Origin of the sequence: Microcystis flos-aquae FACHB-1344, assembly GCF_014698375.1 — a bacterium.
Lineage (GTDB): Bacteria > Cyanobacteriota > Cyanobacteriia > Cyanobacteriales > Microcystaceae > Microcystis > Microcystis aeruginosa.
Genome location: NZ_JACJSW010000066.1, coordinates 1 through 16,895, shown reverse-complemented (window position 1 = coordinate 16,895; position 16,895 = coordinate 1). Strand labels below are relative to the sequence as shown.

Genomic DNA, 16,895 nt, shown 5'->3' with positions numbered 1-16,895 from the left:
CGTGAATTCTAGGTTAATCATGTTTTTAATGAGTGCTTTGCTTCTAATTATGACTCTTAAACTATATTATTGTCCTTGAGTAAAAAATGCAAGTTGTAGCCGTGCAAAGTATATCCAATTAGTGCAGCCCGGTGCCGGGACAGACGATAGCCGGCGTACTGCTACACAGGAAGACGTGCAGCCGGAAAACTGGGACTTGGTGGCGCGTTTAGCCTCCTCTCGCTTAGTGGTGACCAACCGCAACGATTCTACAGGAGAAGAAACCGTAGAAATTGTTCACGAGGCATTAATTGGGGGCTGGAAACGACTCAGGAATTGGATGCTGCTCGATCGAGAGTTTCGCCTCTGGCAAGAGCAACTGCGGGCAAACCGCTACCAGTGGGAGCGCAGCCATCAGGATGAAGGGGCATTGTTGCGGGGTAAACCTCTGACCGATGCAGAATATTGGTATCTGAATCGAGCTGATGAACTGAGTTCGAGCGATTGCGAATTGATTGAGCAAAGTGTGGCACTGCGCGATCGCGACCTGAAATCCCAAAAGCGCAGGCGAAAGTTAACGATCTCAGGACTCACAGGTGGCTTGCTAGGGGCCTTAATCTTAGCAGGAGTCGCTTGGGGGCAATGGCAGAATTCAGCGCGTAGCGAGATCCAAGCCATCACTGCGTCCTCAGAAGCACTTTTTGTCTCCAATAATAAGTTAGATGCGTTGATTGAGGCCATTCGGGCCTGGCAAAAATTATCCAGGACAGGAGGAACAGACGCTGAGACTAAAACTCAGGTAGATTCCGTCTTACGGCAGGCAGTTTATGGCGTTCTTGAATACAATCGTTTGTTAGTCCATGGTGATGAAGTTAAAAGCGTCGCCTTCAGCCCAGATGGTAACACGATCGCCTCGGCTGCTGGCGATAAAACTATCAAGCTCTGGAAGCAAGATGGTACTATAATCGCCACCCTCAACGGACACAGCGATAAAATTTGGCAAGCTGTGTTCAGTCCCGATGGTCAGACAATCGCGTCCGCTAGCAAAGATAAAACCATCAAACTTTGGAGGATAGAAGCAGGCAAGATACCTATTCTAATAACGACCCTTGTTGGACATCATCATGATGTGAGAGGAGTGGCGTTTAGTCCCGATGGTCAAATGCTGGCTTCAGCCAGTGACGATAAGATGGTTAAACTCTGGAAGCGGGATGGCACTTTGATTACGACTCTCGCGGGTCACTCTGATGTTGTGAACGGTGTAGCGTTCAGCCCTGATGGTCAAATGCTGGCTTCAGCCAGTGACGATAAGACAGTAAAACTTTGGAAGCGAGATGGCACTTTAATTACGACTCTCAAAGGTCACACTGATATTGTGAATGGAGTAGCGTTCAGTCCCGATGGGCAGCTCCTAGCTTCAGCCAGTTGGGACAAAACGATCAAACTCTGGAAACTAGAAACGGGGAAAATGCCGACTCTACTGACAACCCTCACAGGACATAGTGAAGTGGTTTATGGAGTGGCCTTCAGCCCTGACAGTCAGACTCTCGCATCAGGCAGTTGGGACAAGACTGTTAAGCTCTGGAAACGAGACGGCACTCCGATCACGACTCTCAACGGACATAGCGATCGCGTTTGGGGAGTAGCCTTCAGTTCCGATGGGGAAAACCTTGCCTCGGCCAGTGGTGACAAAACGGTCAAGCTTTGGCGGCTGAAAAGCCCCTTGATGACAAGGTTGGCAGGACATACTGCGGTCGTAATTGGAGTGGCCTTCAGCCCCGATGGTAAGACCATTGCTTCAGCTAGTGATGACAAAAAGATTAGGCTTTGGAAGCGAGACGGTACTTTGATTGCGTCCTTGGTCGGACATACCGCTCAAGTTTATGGAGTCGCCTTCAGTCCCGATGGTCAAAGGTTGGCATCGGTAAGTGCAGATAATACCGTCAAACTCTGGAACTTAGGGCCAAGAAAGCCTCAACTCCTGGCCACCCTGAGAGGACATCAAGCAGTGGTTTGGGGAGTTGCCTTTAGTCCCGACGGTCAGACAGTTGCCTCCGCAGCCTGGGATAATACCGTTAAGCTCTGGAATGTAGGGCAAAAAACGCCTCAACTCCTCGCTACCCTGAGAGGACATCAAGGGGCAATTTTTGGTGTGGCATTCAGCCCTGACAGCAAAACCCTAGCTTCCGCAAGCGCAGACAATACCGTTAAACTCTGGAGAGTGAAGCCAGCGCAGATACCTGTTTTACTGAGGACACTGACAGGACATACTGCTCAGATTTACTCAGTAGCATTTAGTCCTGATGGTCAGACGATTGCCTCGGCAAGTGCAGATAACACGATCGAGCTTTGGAAACCGGATGGCACTTTATTGACGACTCTCAAAGGTCATGGTGCTGTCGTTTATTCAGTCGCTTTCAGTCCCGATGGTCAGACCATTGCCTCAGCAAGCTGGGACAAGACGATCAAGCTTTGGAAACCGGATGGTACTTTGTTGACGACTCTGAATGGCTATAGCGATCGCTTTTGGGGCATCGCCTTCAGTCCCGATGGTCAAACCATTGCCTCAGCCAATGAAGACAAAACTGTCATTTTGTGGAATAAGGAGCAGGTTCTTACGCTTAATCCCTTGATGTACGGTTGCAATTGGGTACATGATTATTTGAAAACGAATCCCAACGTGAATGAAAGCGATCGCCATCTTTGTGATTGAATCACTCAGCATCAAAGCGATCGCCCTAGCCATTAAACCTTTCTGAAATGACAACCCTGAAACCCGTGATCCAGTATTACAACTGGGCGTGCCAAATAGACCTGGGTTTAATAGACCTCTTGCAAAAGTCTTAAGTCGATCCTTGTACAGCAACATTTTTGAAGATTATCAACTACTAATAAATAATTAACTGAAAGTCCCTCCCATTATTGTTTCTATCGTTTGTTTTCGGATTTATGCAAGAGGTCTAATGAGTACAGGAACTATGGTTGATTTATCAAAATCAAAAATTCCGATGCTGGAATCGGTTGAATTTCAACGTAGGCAATTTTATCTTGTCGTTGTACCGGGACTGTTGATCCCACTTTATGAGGACCCGTGTAACCCGGAACCGCCGCTTCAGCCGTATTCAAAACCACTGTCATAGTGCTTCCGATTGGGTTGAGATTGGCATCCACCAACACTTTCGCTCCTCGATTATCCGTTCCATGACTGTTTAGCGCACAAAGTGCTTCTTCGTCATCTAAAACCCGTGACCAACCGATAATTTCTCCACTCCGTCCGTGATCGCCAAAGGGTAAGTTCAGAAAAGGGATGGCGGTTGGTCGTAAATATTGCCGTCCTAAGCGCAGCACTGGAAACTGTTTACGGATTGCCGCCATAGCTCCAATCCGGACATAGGCTGGATGATTGGAATCAAAACAATGAGCACCTGCTGTCCCAAATGGCCCAAAGCCAGGTAAGTTTTGATCAACGGATTGCAGGCCCGCCACGCCGAATTGCCGGGGATGCTCTGGACCAAACATGGCCTCTCGCAAATAGCGATCGCATTTCTTCCAGTCGGATAACCACTTCCGTTCAGCCGTTTCTGGCCCTGCCAATGCCTGCTCTGTTCCAGCGTAAATGCAGGGAATCCCCAATGTGAACAGTTGCAATGCCACCCCAGCAACGACCTGATGATCTGATGCAGCTTCGCTGGAAAAGCGGATTTTTTCACCAAATACATGATCGTGATCGTCCAAAATTGAAACATGCCGCCGTCCGAGGTTCCGGTGTGATCCCATTACCGCATTCCCTGGATCAAACCCGTTAAAGTAAGCTCTTGGGTCTATCAGCCCTTTGGCAACCTGATTAAGATTCCCCCGCATCTCGCCAATATCCAAGGCAGCATTTAAGTTCTGCCCTACTATATCTAGATAGCGGTCTTGGTTATAGTCTCCGCCTGCTATTTCTCCCACTAAAAAGAAGTCACTCTTGCCCAAATTAGCCGCAAACTCCTTAATCGTTCCACAAAAATTTCGAGCTTGATCATAGGTCACATGCTTGAGCGTATCAATCCGAAAGCCATCGCAGTCTGTCAACGCGATCCAGTATTTGTAACACCGGGCTAAGTTGTCTAAAAGATGAGGATAGTCTAACTGGAAATCACGCAAATTAATAAAATCTGAACGCCGGAATTCGGCATTGGGATCCTCCAAATCTCCCCGCCCCAGGCCTTCCTCGCTATAGCCAGCCCGACTATAGCAATCTGCTTCCTGGAGTTCGCTCGGCCAAACCCCGTCCGCGTTAGTTCGAGGCTTCCCTGCAATGATTTGTCCCTGATCACCTAGCCATGAGCCAAACTGATACCAACTCGACGTATAGGGAGGTTTCTGTTCTCCCCTAGGAGTACCCGGAGCATAGTCCCAGTTATATCCGGAATGGTTAAAAATGATATCGAGGATAATGCGTAATCCCTTCTTGTGGGCTTGATTGACCAGACCAACCAGCTCCTGGCGAGTCCCAAAGCGAGGATCAACCTCTAAAAAATCCTGAATACCATAACCGTGATAGGTATTCAAGTGACCCCGTTGCTGAAAGATGGGTCCTATCCAGATTGTTGTTACCCCTAGTTGGTTTAGATAATCTAGCTTCGACTCTAATCCTTTAAGCGTTCCTCCCTGCCAGCGATCGCCGCCTGACTCTGCCCATTTATCAAATCGCCAAGACTGTCCATTTGGCAGATTAGGTCGAGACTGATTCAGTTGTTGACGATTCAGCAGAGGACGTGTGTTTTCTTTCCCATCACTAAAACGATCAGGCAAGAGAAAATAAAGCACTTCATTTCTCCAATCCGCAGAGGAAGGGTAATAACTCTCACGGCGAGGTAAAGAAAAATCGTTTAGACTACCTGGTCGCGGTTTGGCTAGATTCTGATCGGCAAATTTCATTAGGAATTACCTCAAGATTGATGAATATTGTTCCTTATCTATTTTTAGCAACAGGATATCTATGATTAGGCTAACCTTGCTGATTCTAAATAGTTGTAAGCTATTTTGACTTATGCACTTCATTGATATGCTCGGCCAGTCTGAGGGCTAGAGCACCCAACGTAAGCGAAGGATTTGCTGTGGGAATGTGCGGGAAGACCGACAGATCACAGCAGTACAGATTATCATACTCGTGAAATTTTAGGTGCTTATCAACAACACTTTCGCCGAGTTTCCCTAGCCGTAGAGAGCCACCAGTGTGGTAGGTCTCGGATTCTTCTCGATATTGAAGAGGCTTTTCTACCTCAGAGAGATCAACGCCCAAAAATTCAAACACTTTTTTCTTCAAGGCATTTGCTTCCACTTCTAGGGGACGATCCTCCATCGGTGCTACATAGACCTTGGGGCGAATATCACCAAGCTTGACCCAGTTAGAATCGTTCAGCTTTCTGGGAAAAAGAAACTTGATTTTAGCAGTAATGCGATCATCATTTTCAAACTCCTCTCGGAATAAATCATCATCCTCATAGCGAGGCTCCCAAATCCGAGGGTTAATCGCAAGCTCACAACTAAAATGATTATTTTCCTTTTCTAAGTCATGGTTGGGCAGAATAAGAATTTTAACTTGGTCTTTTGCAGTGATCAATGTCTTCATTCCCATCTGTGGGATGACAAAAGATTGTTCTGCTGCCTGGTGATCAGTAAGACCAATACCGATTTTTCCGCTTTTATCGGACAGATCACTTTTAAGAGCAATACAGGGACTTTCTGTGGCTCCAGCCGCTAAAACAATGACCTTTCCTCGATAGCTTCGTTTGCAGTGATTGATGAGATCTTCACAACATACCTTAGTTACCCTGTGTCCTTCCCATTCAAGGTGGGTAACTAAGTGATTGAGATTGATGGTAATATTTTCTCCGCCAGTCTTCATCTTTGGATAACTGACAGAGTTGAGTAATAGAGCTGCGGTGGAGAAGTAACCCCTTGGGCGCTCATCTGGATTACCTTGACGCTTTGTAATCCATGACATTTCTTGATGGAAACTTCGAGGTAGGTGCTGCACATCATAATCTGGCAGTTCCTCTTCCAGACGAGCCCGAAAGACTTTTTCGTAGTTGTTGTATTCAGTTCTCTTTCGGAAAAGCCTTTCCGCTTTTATATATCCACCCAGTTTTAGGTAGTCAACAATCTCTTTATCCCACTGTTCAAAGTCCCATTTGTTCATCCGGGGAATCAGAGCTGACCAATATATCGATCGCCCTCCCAAGTTCAGGTGTACATCTTTTTTCAGTACTGATCCTGGTGCGTTGTCGTATGCTACCGATTTTCTGACATCCACCTCCGAAGCGGGAATAGGTGTATTGCCAATATGAGAAGGTAAATGAACTGATCCAGCTTCTAATACGAGGACTGACAAGCCAAAATCCGATAGTTGATCGGCAACGATTCCACCCCCCATCCCAGAACCAATGACGATGACATCATATTTCTGATCGGTATCTAAATTGCTAGGCACATATCGACGGGAAAAGTCTGTTTCTTCATTAAGTAAGTTTTCGACAGCGTGGAGATACCTCTTTTTATAGCTGGGAAATGAAATATTTTGATCCGTAAACTTGACTTTTTGCGAATTATCGTAAGAAACGACAATCGGATTCTGCTCCATCGTAATATCCTCATTAACATGGAAGCAAAGAGTAGCCTTATCCGCATCCGAAGGTAAAGAAATGCGGTACTGCCATTCATGGTTAGTATACTCCCCCCTGATTGGTCTCTTTGAAGACAACGATTCTTCACAAGAAACAGTAACCTCATTCGCAGGGATATGCTTCGTAGTTGCAAAAACGACCGTGAGAACTTTTTTTCCTTTCATAAAATTTCTCCAAAGTATATCTTTAGGGGGTATCAAATAGCCAGAGGCATTAAATAAGTTTAAAAAAAAAGTAATTTTCTCTTTTTTTAAACCTATATCTAGAAAATAAGTAGGGAGGCACAATTATTTGTCGGATGGGTTAGCGGTAGCGTAACCCATGCGGGCGTTGGGTTCCATGCTTCAACCCAACCTACGTTTTAGGCTGAGTACAAGTCAAGTAAATTGTACAGTCTTAGGCATATTTTCCGATCAAACTAATTATCCTATAGTTGCAGCCCAAATTAACTTATACACTTTATTGCCAAGGTGGTGTCTTGTGGTTTTGACATACCCCACGCCGTAAACGGACGTGGATTCTTCTCGCATCACTGCTGTGAATTTATGGCTCAACGAGTCCACTTGAATTAGATTCCTGGCGAAATCCAACTCAGAGGTGGTTCTCTCCTCAGACTTTCGCGACCTTACAGAAGCCTGTTTTCGGGGTCCCCTACGATACAGTTCAAAACCTCTAAAATACTTGGTTTCTCTGGTACTTGGTGCTGAGAATTTTTACCTATAGGATCATTTCCCTATAGAACCCCATAACTCTAGTTTTTAAGGTGCGTTCATCGGTTGATGACTGGGTTTTTTAAGCGGTTGCTTACCCGGCCCCCTATTCTTAATAGCATACATCCTATCAAGTCGCCCTAAAAGGGCGCGGCTTTAAACCCAATTTTTCGGTAAATTCGTCCCCTAGCTAGTTATTGGTCAACGCAGCTGCGATCGCCGTCACCCTGTTGGTCACACCTGGCCCACCGAGTCCAATACAAACACCAAATCCTTGCCTCGCTCTGGCATAACCGTCAGCTATAAAAGCCACCCCTCCTTCATAAGCCGCCACAACTGCCGTCATGTTGTTCGGACAATGCTCGACGAAAGGGTCAATACTGCTGCCAGGAACCAAGAAAATATGTTCAATACCCTCCTGTTTCAATGCTTAAAGAACGTATAGCACTACATTGTTTTCTGTCATAAAAATCGTCAATTCAAAAATGAAACGCATCAACCTCAAGAGTTGACAAAGAAAGGCTCCGCCAATTCAAAAATGAAACGCATCAACCTCAAGAGTTGACAAAGAAAGGCTCATCAGGTACTGTCTGATCATTAACAACAACAAATCAGACCCAAAAATGAGCCGAAAACATCTTAACATAGAACCAAGAAACTTGCTCTACCAACTTAGTCAAGAGGGAAATTTATCTCAACGGCAAATGGCCGTCTGGCTCGGATGTCATCAAAGCACGATATCACGAGAATTAAGAAGGAATCAAAGTTCCCTCGGCTGCTATCTACCTGACACAGCACAAGCTGAAAGCGAGACGCGCCGAAAAAATGCCAAACAACCCTTTAAAAATGTCAGCGAGTCGGCCTTAGAGTTGGTGAAAAAAGGACTGAAAGATTATCATAGTCCCGAACAAATAGCAGGTCGTCTGAAAAGAGCCAGTCAAGAATCTCTCAGTCACGAAACCATCTATCAAATGAATGATCGATCATAACTACCCTTGACTGTGGAAAGTATCAAGAATACCTACGCGGCTGGACGAGGAAAAAGAAAGAGTCGAGACGGAGCAAAAAGTAAGCGTGGAGGGATTCAGGGGCGTGTGGATATTCTCCTCTCCCATCTCCCATCTTCCCACACCCCACACCCTTCTCCCTTCTCCCCCAATACTATCGGGACGGGGAAGAATTGATCGGGGGTAAAGAAGGAGAAATTTCGCCACCTCGATCGAATATTTCCAGATTCCATTGACCGAAACGATTACTTTCAAAAGCAATAAAACGACCGTTACCACTAATCGTCGGACGACGCACTTCTCCTAAAATATTTTCGGTGATATTTTTTGCTTGCAGGGTTTGTCGATCATAAATATATATATCGGGTTTACCGGACTGTTCCGACACATAAACAATATAGCGACCATCGGCACTAATATCCGGTTGATCTTGATAGGTTTTTGCTTGATTTAACCCCGGTAGGGGAACTAAACGATTAGCCACTCGATCGAATAAATAAATCGTTCGTTGACCCCTGCGATCGGAGGCAAAAACCAGATAACGACCATCGTAGTTAAAACGGGGATTATCTTCCGAGGAAGGGGTATTTAAAGTATTTCCTAAAAGCTGTTGGGGAGGGGTGACAAAACCCGCATCACTACATCCCCCCAGACTGATGATATTAACCGCAAGCAAAAGTCCCAGAAGTTTAGGAAACCTGATCATCAGTCGGCGCTGGGGAAGGAAGGATACAACAATTAATATCATCAAGACAAACTTTACCCCAATGCAATGCCCAACGCACCAATTCCACTCGATTATCGGTTTTTGTTTTTGTCAAGATATTACTAATATGATTATCAACGGTACGCTTACTAATCTCTAGCTTTTCCGAGATTTCTTGATTAGTTAAACCATTAGCCACTAAATCGAGTATTTCTAGCTCTCGATCGGATAATGAAGCGGCTGTTTGAAACTTCCCAGCAGACATAAGTATAATTCCTCTCGTATATGTACTTATCATTCTAGAAGAATTTTTTCCCCTAGGAATCGATAATCAATCAGTAATCAGTGATCAGTAAACAGTAATCAGTGAAAAGACAGCACTGTTACTGCCATTTGATGATGCACACTTAATACATACTGCTCACTTAATACTCAAAACCTGACAGGGGGACAAGCTGGCTGAACTCCTTACAGCACAGGCTTTTTGGGGTGTTCGAGCGAAAAAGTTCGATGCAGCTCACCCCCCGTTGTTGACAAAGATTTCTAGTAAGCTCGCCTAAATCCCTGATTCTCTCCTTAGCTTTTTGGCTGAAAGCGATGTATCTGTTTGTAACTGAGGAGCCTCAAAACCTTTGTGGACAATGCTTTGAGAGGGTTTGTTCCCCTGTCAGACTCAAAACTGATCACTGATCACTGATCACTGATTCAGGGCTGACGGCTGGTACTATATAATAAAAAACGCTCCTTAGTTAGATATTGAGAAAAACATGGAAGTTATCCCCGCTATTGATATTCTCGATGGCAAATGTGTGCGACTTTATCAGGGAGATTACCAACAATCGCAGGTTTTTAACGATAATCCCGCAATAGTGGCGCGAGAATGGGTCAATCAGGGGGCAACCAGATTACATTTAGTTGATTTGGATGGAGCCAAAGAGGGTAAATCGGTTAATTTGTCAACTATTGAAACAATTCTTAATGATATTGCCATTCCCGTACAGGTGGGGGGTGGACTGCGAGATCTAGAAACGGTGAGTAATCTCCTAAAAATCGGGGTAGAAAAGGCGATTTTAGGGACAGTAGCCGTAGAAAAGCCCGAATTAGTCAGCGAACTTTGTCAAAGCTTTCCGGGGCAAATAATTGTCGGTATTGATGCTCGCGATGGCAAAGTTGCCACCAGGGGTTGGTTAGAAACTTCTGCGGTAGATGCGATCGCTCTTGGTCAAGATATGGCAAAAAGAGGAGCCAGTACGATTATATACACTGATATTCATCGAGATGGCACCCTTTCCGGCCCTAATCTGGCGGCTTTGCGAGAATTAGCCGAATCTGTCGAAATTCCCGTGATCGCCTCTGGGGGCATTAGTTCCCTGACGGACCTACTGAGTTTATTGTCTTTGGAGCCTTTAGGAGTAACGGGAGTAATCGTGGGCCGCGCCCTTTATACCGGTGCAGTTAACCTCTCGGAAGCGATTAGTGCGATCGGATCAGGCCGTTGGCAGGATGTACCCCCGAATTTTTTCGCTTAACGGACTTGTTTGAGAGTATCCACCTGTTTATTGAACATATCGGTAAATAGTCCCAAAACAGTGCGATTTTCATTGACTTTGATGTTAACGCTCACGGACATCCCCGATTGCAGCGGCAGAGTGGATTTATCTTTCAAAACTAACTCTTGACTGTTCAAGCTTACCCGGACGGGGAACCGATAAAAACGGTGATTTTCGTCGGGAGGTAAAGCATCGGAACCGATCGAGATTACTTCTCCCTTAATATCGCCGTATTCACTGTAAGAAAAGGAATCAATGCGAATATCGGCCTTTTGTCCCACGCGCACAAAACCGATGTCTTGGTTAGTCACATCCACCTCTGCCACTAAACAACCTTTAGCGGCATCTTTGACCTGGGTGGGACAGCCATCGGGAACAAGTTTTAATAATGCTTCCGCTTGACTCGGTTGGGGAACAAACCCGGGCCGCGCCTTGAGATCAAAGACCACACCATCGATCGGGGCGGTAATTTTTTGATATTTAATGGTCTGTTGTGCTTGACTAATTTGACTATCTAACTCAGCAATGCGCTTGTTGTTATCAATGATAATGCGACTGATCTGACTATCGATTTCAGCGATCCGTTTGTAATTGTCCGCCATTTTATCGCGCACATCTTTTTCCGTGATTACCGTGGTGTTAATCAGCTTTTCTCCCGCTTGGGAGATCAACAGGGAATAACGCTTTTCTTCCTGTTCCAGGCGGGAAATTTCGGCGATGCGGGTTTGTACTTCTTTCTCTTGTTTTTCTCGATCGATTTCGCCGTTAGCCTCTTGCTGCTGTAATTCATTCTGGCGATCAGTTACCGATTGTTTTTGTTTATTAATCTGATAACGGGCGACCGCCCCTTCTTCTGCCAAGGGTTCAATATCGTTAAGAATATTACGCTCGATATCCAAGCTTTCTTGGCCCTGTTTCATCGAATTGGCATTACGAGTCTTAATTTCTTCTAAGACTAAGCGATCTTTGATTAATTGCGAGCGGGCATCGGCCAACTGTACCCTGGTTTGGGCCAATTGTTTTTCTAATTGTTCCATTTCCAATCTAGCGGCCGCTTGTCGAGAATTAGCCTCCCGTCGGGCAGCCGCTAGACGGGCTAATTGCTCCCCTTGTAAAGCAGAGCTAGAAGCACCTTCACTGACCTGTGCTTGATAAAGTTGATTTTCCGCCACTAAAGCGGCACGATTACGGGCTAAATCGGCGATTTCACTCGGTAATTTTAATTGAGCGATCGAACTCTCCACTTGTGCCGGTGTCAGATCCTGCGCCATTAGGAGACGATAGAATTGATTTTCCTTCTCGGCAGTGGTGCGAATTGTTCTCAAGGATTCTAACTGCACTTGCGAGGCACTGGAATCCATTAAAACCAGTACATCACCTTTGTTAACTCGATCGCCGTCTTTAACTTTAACTTCCTGTACTACCCCATTCACCGGTGCTTGTACTTCTTGCACTTTCCCCTGGGGTTTAAGTTGTCCTTGAGCGCCGACCACCTGCTCGATTTTGGCGAGTGCTGACCAAATTAAAGCGGCAGTGGTGACACTCATTAATGTCCAGATAATCGTCCGCGACCAAATGGGCGATTGTTTCAGGATCACCGATTGTTCTGGTGGGCTGAAAGTGGGTAAAGAAGGGGTAATACTTTTATTTTTCGTGGTAGTAGCCACGTTTTTACCCGCTTGGGTCAGTTCATCGCTTTTACCTTTGCCGTTGCCGTTGCCATTGCCGTTGCCGTTTTGACCGTTGTTAGAATTACCGTTCATGAAGATTCTCCTATATTTAGGGTTTGCTGAAAAAGTTTTTCGTGGGGGTAGGGTGTTGGGTGTGGGGTGTGGGGTGTAGGGTGTAGGGTGTTGGGTGTGGGGTGTGGGGTGGTCACTGCGTGCGCGTTGCGGGGGGTTTTGGGGTATTAGTTGAAACTTCCCCATTTCCCCATTTCCCCATTTCCCCATTTCCCTATCCCCTATCACCTAATCCCTGTCTCCCGACTGACTAGATTTGCGAATCCTGTTGTTTATAGAGGGTATAGTAAAGGCCTTTTCTGGCCATTAATTCCTCGTGGGTGCCTTCCTCCGCTACTGTCCCTTTATCCATCATGACAATAATATCGGCGGATTTGATCGAAGCTAAACGATGGGTAATAAAGAAGACCGTATGATCTTTGAAAGCTTCTTTGAGATTCAGACACACTTGCCGTTCGGTGTTATAGTCGAGGGCGCTGGTGGCCTCATCAAGAATGAGAATTTGCGGTCTTTGCAGGACGGAACGAGCGATCGCAACCCGTTGTCGTTGTCCCCCCGATAGGGATGCCCCCCGTTCACCGACACGGGTATTATAGCCATTGGGCAGGGTCATAATAAATTCGTGGGCCGCCGCCGTTTTCGCTGCCGAGACAATTTCCTCCACAGTCGCATCGGGGTTAGTCAGGGCGATATTTTCCTGTACCGTACCGTCAAATAATAGGGTTTCTTGGGGAACCATGCCGATTTGACGACGGAGGGAATAGAGTTCCACTTTGTTGATATCGTAGCCATCGATGAGAATCCTTCCCGATTCTGGTTCGTAGAGACGGGCTAACAATTTAGTAATGGTACTTTTCCCGGCGCCACTTTCCCCCACCAAAGCGACAAAAGTACCGGCGGGGAATTCTAAATTGACGTTGTATAGTTGCAGGGGTCCGTGGGGATTGAAGCGGAAAGCGAGGTTTTCGTAGGTGACAGTGCCTTTAATTAAGGGCATGGGGATATTTTGGCGATCAAGTTCCGCTTCTTGGGGAGTATCGACGATATCGGCTAATCTTTCCAGGGATAAGCCGGTTTCTTGGAAGTTTTGCCAGAGTTGGGTCAAACGCAGAATCGGCGAGGTAACGTAGGAAGCGATAATCCGGAAGGCGATTAATTGACCAAGAGTGAGTTGTCCGTCTAAAACCAGGGCTGCTCCCACCCAAAGCACTAATAAACCCGATAATTGGTTAAAGAAGTGACTAAAGGAACCGGCCAAAGTTGAGGTCATTACCGTTTGAAAACCTTCGGCCACATAGCGCGCATAACGTTCTTGCCACTGCCAACGGGAACGCAATTCGATATTCTGTGCTTTCACCGTTTGAATTCCTGTCATTACCTCCACGAGATAGGATTGGGTTTCGGCGTTTCGTTCGGCTTTTGCTCGCAGTTGTCGCCGCACGATCGGTGCGAAAATAGCTGTGGAGAGAACTAAAATCGGCACGACTCCCAGGGCCCAGAAGGTTAAAATCGGGCTATAGATCAACATAACCACGATGTATATAACCGAGAAAATGGCATCTAATACCACCGTTAGGGCTGTACCTGTTAAAAATTGCCGAATATTCTCTAATTCGTTGATTCTTGTCGAAATTTCCCCCACTGGCCGCCGTTCAAAGTATTTCAGGGGTAAGCGCAGCAGGTGATCGATAATTTCTGAACCGAGGGTCATGTCGATGCGGTTAGTGGTATCGACAAAAAGGGATGTTCTCAAAAAGGTTAAAATTCCCTCAAAAACGGCAATTACTAACAGGAAAACCCCGAGGGTATTCAAGGTTTCCGGGCTATTCTGCACGATCACTTTATCGATGATCACCTGAATCATCAAGGGATTGGCCAGGGCAAATAACTGCACGAAGAAAGAAGCGATAAAAACTTCTATTAAGACTCGTTTATGTTTCTTGACAGAAGGCCAAAACCATGATAAGCCAAAACGCTGTTGCTGGGTGTGTTTGGTGGGTTTAAGCAGAATCACTTCCCCTTTTTCGCCCCAAGATTCCAGAAATTCGCTGGTTTTGCGTTTAATTATCCCCCTTTGGGGAACAGCGATCGTGGTTTCCCGTTGATTAATTTCGTAGAGGATAACGATGCTGTCTTGCCAGCGAATTAGGGCAGGAGGGTTGATATTGGGCAAGGAAGAAGCATTTAGGGGTACTAATTGGCTATGGAGTCCCACTACCTCGGCTACAGCCCCACACAGGGGCAGGGAAAGGCTGCCGGTTCTTTGCAGTTGATCCCCTAGGATGCGTTGGATCACGTCCTTGCGAAAGGGGATATTAAAATATTTGCAGAGCATCTGAAAACAGGCACTCACCGCCTCTAGTTCCGTTTTTCCCCCGAAAAAAGGATATGACTTGCGGTTTTTCTCGACAGTTTTTTCAATGGCGATATCGCTGGTGATGTCGCTTATTTTGCCTTGAGGGATATCTAATACCTGGGTGGGTTTATTTCCCTTGATGACTTGGGTTTCTAGGATATCATCCGTTTCTGTTTCCGCGGTCGCTTCGGTGGCAACTGTCAGGAATTCTTCTAACTGGTCGGAGGAAAGACCTAATAAGCGGGTGTTAGTCGGATTGTTCTGGGTGATAACTGTGCCAGTAGGATAATTATCGCTATTTTCGCTGACTAACCAGAGATAATCATCGTTAATCTGGTTGTAGGACACACAAGCTTTGTTTAAAAGAGCCTGAGCAATTTCTTTCAGGTCCCCCCCACCCCAGGCCTGTTGATTAAGATAGGAGCCTAGGAGAGCATAAACTTCAGCGATCGAGGTTTCTTTAAAGAAATGTTCCTTAAATTCGGGGTAATTATTGATTAAAGACCAAAAATCCTCTTGTTTTAAGGTTAAACAGATCGTGACTTCCGAAGAAGCGATCACCGTTTCACAGGGGGTAGCGCGCAGAAGACTGATCCACCCGAATAAATCCCCCGGCTGTAATTTAGCCAAAGTGACCGGCAGCGGATTGTTTACCCTAGCATCGTAACCCAAAAGTCTGCCCTCTCCCTCGTAGAGAAGGACGAGGTGGGAGGGTAAGCGGTCGCACTTGAGGATCGCATTGCCCATCTCATAGCGAAGGGGTTGTAATTTCTGACCGAGGGAACGTCTAACCTCGACGGGCAGGCGATCGAAGGGCTGTACGGTCTCCAGAAAGGCGGTAAAATCTAAAGTGGTATAACTCATTGGCTAGGCGAAAATTGACTAGGTTGGCAAATAATTAGGCGAAAAGACTAGGTTTACCCAGTGTTGCAAGGAAATGCTATATAATCGATCCCTGCTCGCTATTGACTGGGTTTGATTCGGAGATAAATTTCACTGTTTGCATTTGAGCCGTTAACCATTGTTGGAATAAATCATTGCGTAAGCGTTGACGGGTGGGAGGATCCAGTTCACAGGATAAGTATTTTTCCAGCCGCACAATCACCACCCATTCTCCCACTTGCGTCGGTGGCCACAGTTGTCCCGGTTTACTTGCCTTGAGAATTTGCCCGATCTGGGGATGGGGGGCGCTCAGTTCCACCGGTCCGATTAGTCCTCCGGTTTCCGCTTCTGAGCCTTGGGAGTATTTTTTGGCTAGTTCAGCGAAGCTATTTTCTCGATCCTGTATCCGGAAAAATATTTCCTGGGCAATGCCGATATTTTTTGTCCGAATCAGCGAATAAACCACCTTATCCAATTGATTTTTGACTTGCAAGAAGTAGGATTCTACTTTGTTATCCCAAGTCTCCTGTTTAAATGTTTCCAATTTAATGTCCCGCAGAATTAGATATTCTAGTTGTTCGGAATCCATCCCGTTTTGTCGTAACCAGGATTTCATTTGTTCATCGTTGGCAATTTGATTATTTTGATAGAAACGGGAATAGGCGGCGTTTCTTTCTTCGGGATTGCAGGTGATATTGGCGATCGCTTGCTCGATAATTACTTCCCGGATTAACTGGGGTAACATACCATATTTTGCCAAAAGAGGCAAGACCTGTGACTGGTTAATTTTTTGGTCGCCGATTTCAATAATTGAACTCATAATAAATACATTTTCCTCTCAGAAATGTTTAAAACTATCAACTCTAGGAGCTTCTAAATTTTATTGAGGTGATTATACGTCAAAACAGCAATTTTAAGGCACTCCCCCCTATTTTAATTTTAGTTTTCCCCGTGAAAGCCAAAAATTACAGAAATTAAAGAAATAAGTCGGTCATCTTGGCGGGGGTGGTGAGGGGAAGTGATCCGGGTCCGGCTGATGGGTTCGCCCAAAATGCTGCTCAGCAACCCCTAATTAGGGTCTGCTGAAAAAGTTTTTCGGGGGTAATGATTTGGTAGTAGTGGCGTAGCCCTCTTGCTTACCTGGTATGAATTGTGTAAAATATTTATGAATAAAAATAATTGGAACCCGCTCAGTCTTTAAACCTCTAGCTTGATCATGACTTTTCTGATAAATATCTTTTTCTGGCTCCTGTCTGGCTTACTCAAATATCAGTCTAGCACCGAACAAAGTA

General features: G+C 45.8%; 10 protein-coding genes and 2 pseudogenes. 4 read left to right on the top strand and 8 right to left on the bottom strand.

What is annotated here, in order from left to right; all coding sequences use genetic code 11:
* Window positions 1–109: 109 nt before the first annotated feature.
* Together H6G48_RS27620 and H6G48_RS27615 are read left to right on the top strand one after the other, a co-directional pair.
* Window positions 110–1,444: pseudogene (locus H6G48_RS27620) on the top strand (WD40 repeat domain-containing protein); the annotation flags it as partial.
* Between the two features lie 3 nt (window positions 1,445–1,447).
* Window positions 1,448–2,692, top strand: coding sequence for a WD40 repeat domain-containing protein (locus H6G48_RS27615; protein ID WP_341275485.1), 1,245 nt, complete (start codon window positions 1,448–1,450; stop codon window positions 2,690–2,692).
* A gap of 263 nt (window positions 2,693–2,955) precedes the next feature.
* Here H6G48_RS27615 and H6G48_RS05160 read toward each other — a convergent pair whose 3' ends face one another.
* The 3 genes from H6G48_RS05160 to H6G48_RS27385 all read right to left on the bottom strand — a co-directional run bounded on the left by H6G48_RS05160 (window position 2,956) and on the right by H6G48_RS27385 (window position 7,787).
* Window positions 2,956–4,902 (bottom strand): alpha-amylase family glycosyl hydrolase, encoded by a 1,947-nt coding sequence (locus tag H6G48_RS05160; RefSeq protein ID WP_190719768.1) that lies wholly within the window; start codon window positions 4,900–4,902, stop codon window positions 2,956–2,958.
* Window positions 4,903–5,002: 100 nt separating this feature from the next.
* Window positions 5,003–6,814, bottom strand: a complete 1,812-nt coding sequence (locus H6G48_RS05155) for a GMC oxidoreductase (protein ID WP_190719765.1) — start codon at window positions 6,812–6,814, stop codon at window positions 5,003–5,005.
* A 736-nt stretch (window positions 6,815–7,550) separates the two neighbouring features.
* On the bottom strand, window positions 7,551–7,787 hold the full coding sequence (locus H6G48_RS27385; protein ID WP_044034713.1) for a thiamine pyrophosphate-binding protein: 237 nt from the start codon (window positions 7,785–7,787) through the stop codon (window positions 7,551–7,553).
* A gap of 196 nt (window positions 7,788–7,983) precedes the next feature.
* On the opposite strand from H6G48_RS27385, the pseudogene H6G48_RS05145 reads away from it, so the two are divergent.
* Window positions 7,984–8,463, top strand: a pseudogene (locus H6G48_RS05145) (transposase); the annotation flags it as partial.
* Window positions 8,464–8,521: 58 nt separating this feature from the next.
* On the opposite strand, the gene H6G48_RS05140 reads toward H6G48_RS05145, so the two are convergent.
* Both H6G48_RS05140 and pedR read right to left on the bottom strand, forming a co-directional pair.
* Window positions 8,522–9,073, bottom strand: coding sequence for a TolB family protein (locus H6G48_RS05140; protein ID WP_190719762.1), 552 nt, complete (start codon window positions 9,071–9,073; stop codon window positions 8,522–8,524).
* On the bottom strand, window positions 9,057–9,338 hold the full coding sequence (gene pedR, locus H6G48_RS05135) for a photosynthetic electron transport-dependent transcriptional regulator PedR (RefSeq protein WP_108937575.1): 282 nt from the start codon (window positions 9,336–9,338) through the stop codon (window positions 9,057–9,059). The genes H6G48_RS05140 and pedR overlap by 17 nt, the downstream gene beginning before the upstream one ends.
* 502 nt (window positions 9,339–9,840) lie before the next feature.
* On the opposite strand from pedR, the gene hisA reads away from it, so the two are divergent.
* Window positions 9,841–10,602, top strand: a complete 762-nt coding sequence (gene hisA, locus H6G48_RS05130; protein ID WP_190719759.1) for a 1-(5-phosphoribosyl)-5-[(5-phosphoribosylamino)methylideneamino]imidazole-4-carboxamide isomerase — start codon at window positions 9,841–9,843, stop codon at window positions 10,600–10,602.
* Here the strand turns inward: hisA and H6G48_RS05125 are convergent.
* From H6G48_RS05125 to H6G48_RS05115, 3 genes are all read right to left on the bottom strand, one after another.
* The gene (locus H6G48_RS05125) at window positions 10,599–12,386 is read right to left on the bottom strand and encodes a beta-barrel domain-containing protein (RefSeq protein WP_190719756.1); all 1,788 of its coding nucleotides are present in this window, start codon (window positions 12,384–12,386) and stop codon (window positions 10,599–10,601) included. The two genes, hisA and H6G48_RS05125, sit on opposite strands and share 4 nt — an antisense overlap.
* Before the next feature lie 229 nt (window positions 12,387–12,615).
* Window positions 12,616–15,585: a peptidase domain-containing ABC transporter gene (locus tag H6G48_RS05120; RefSeq protein WP_190719753.1), complete on the bottom strand. Its 2,970-nt coding sequence runs from the start codon at window positions 15,583–15,585 to the stop codon at window positions 12,616–12,618.
* Between the two features lie 76 nt (window positions 15,586–15,661).
* Entirely contained in the window at window positions 15,662–16,423 is a 762-nt protein-coding gene (locus tag H6G48_RS05115; RefSeq protein ID WP_190719750.1) for a peptidylprolyl isomerase, read from the bottom strand.
* Window positions 16,424–16,895: the final 472 nt, after the last annotated feature.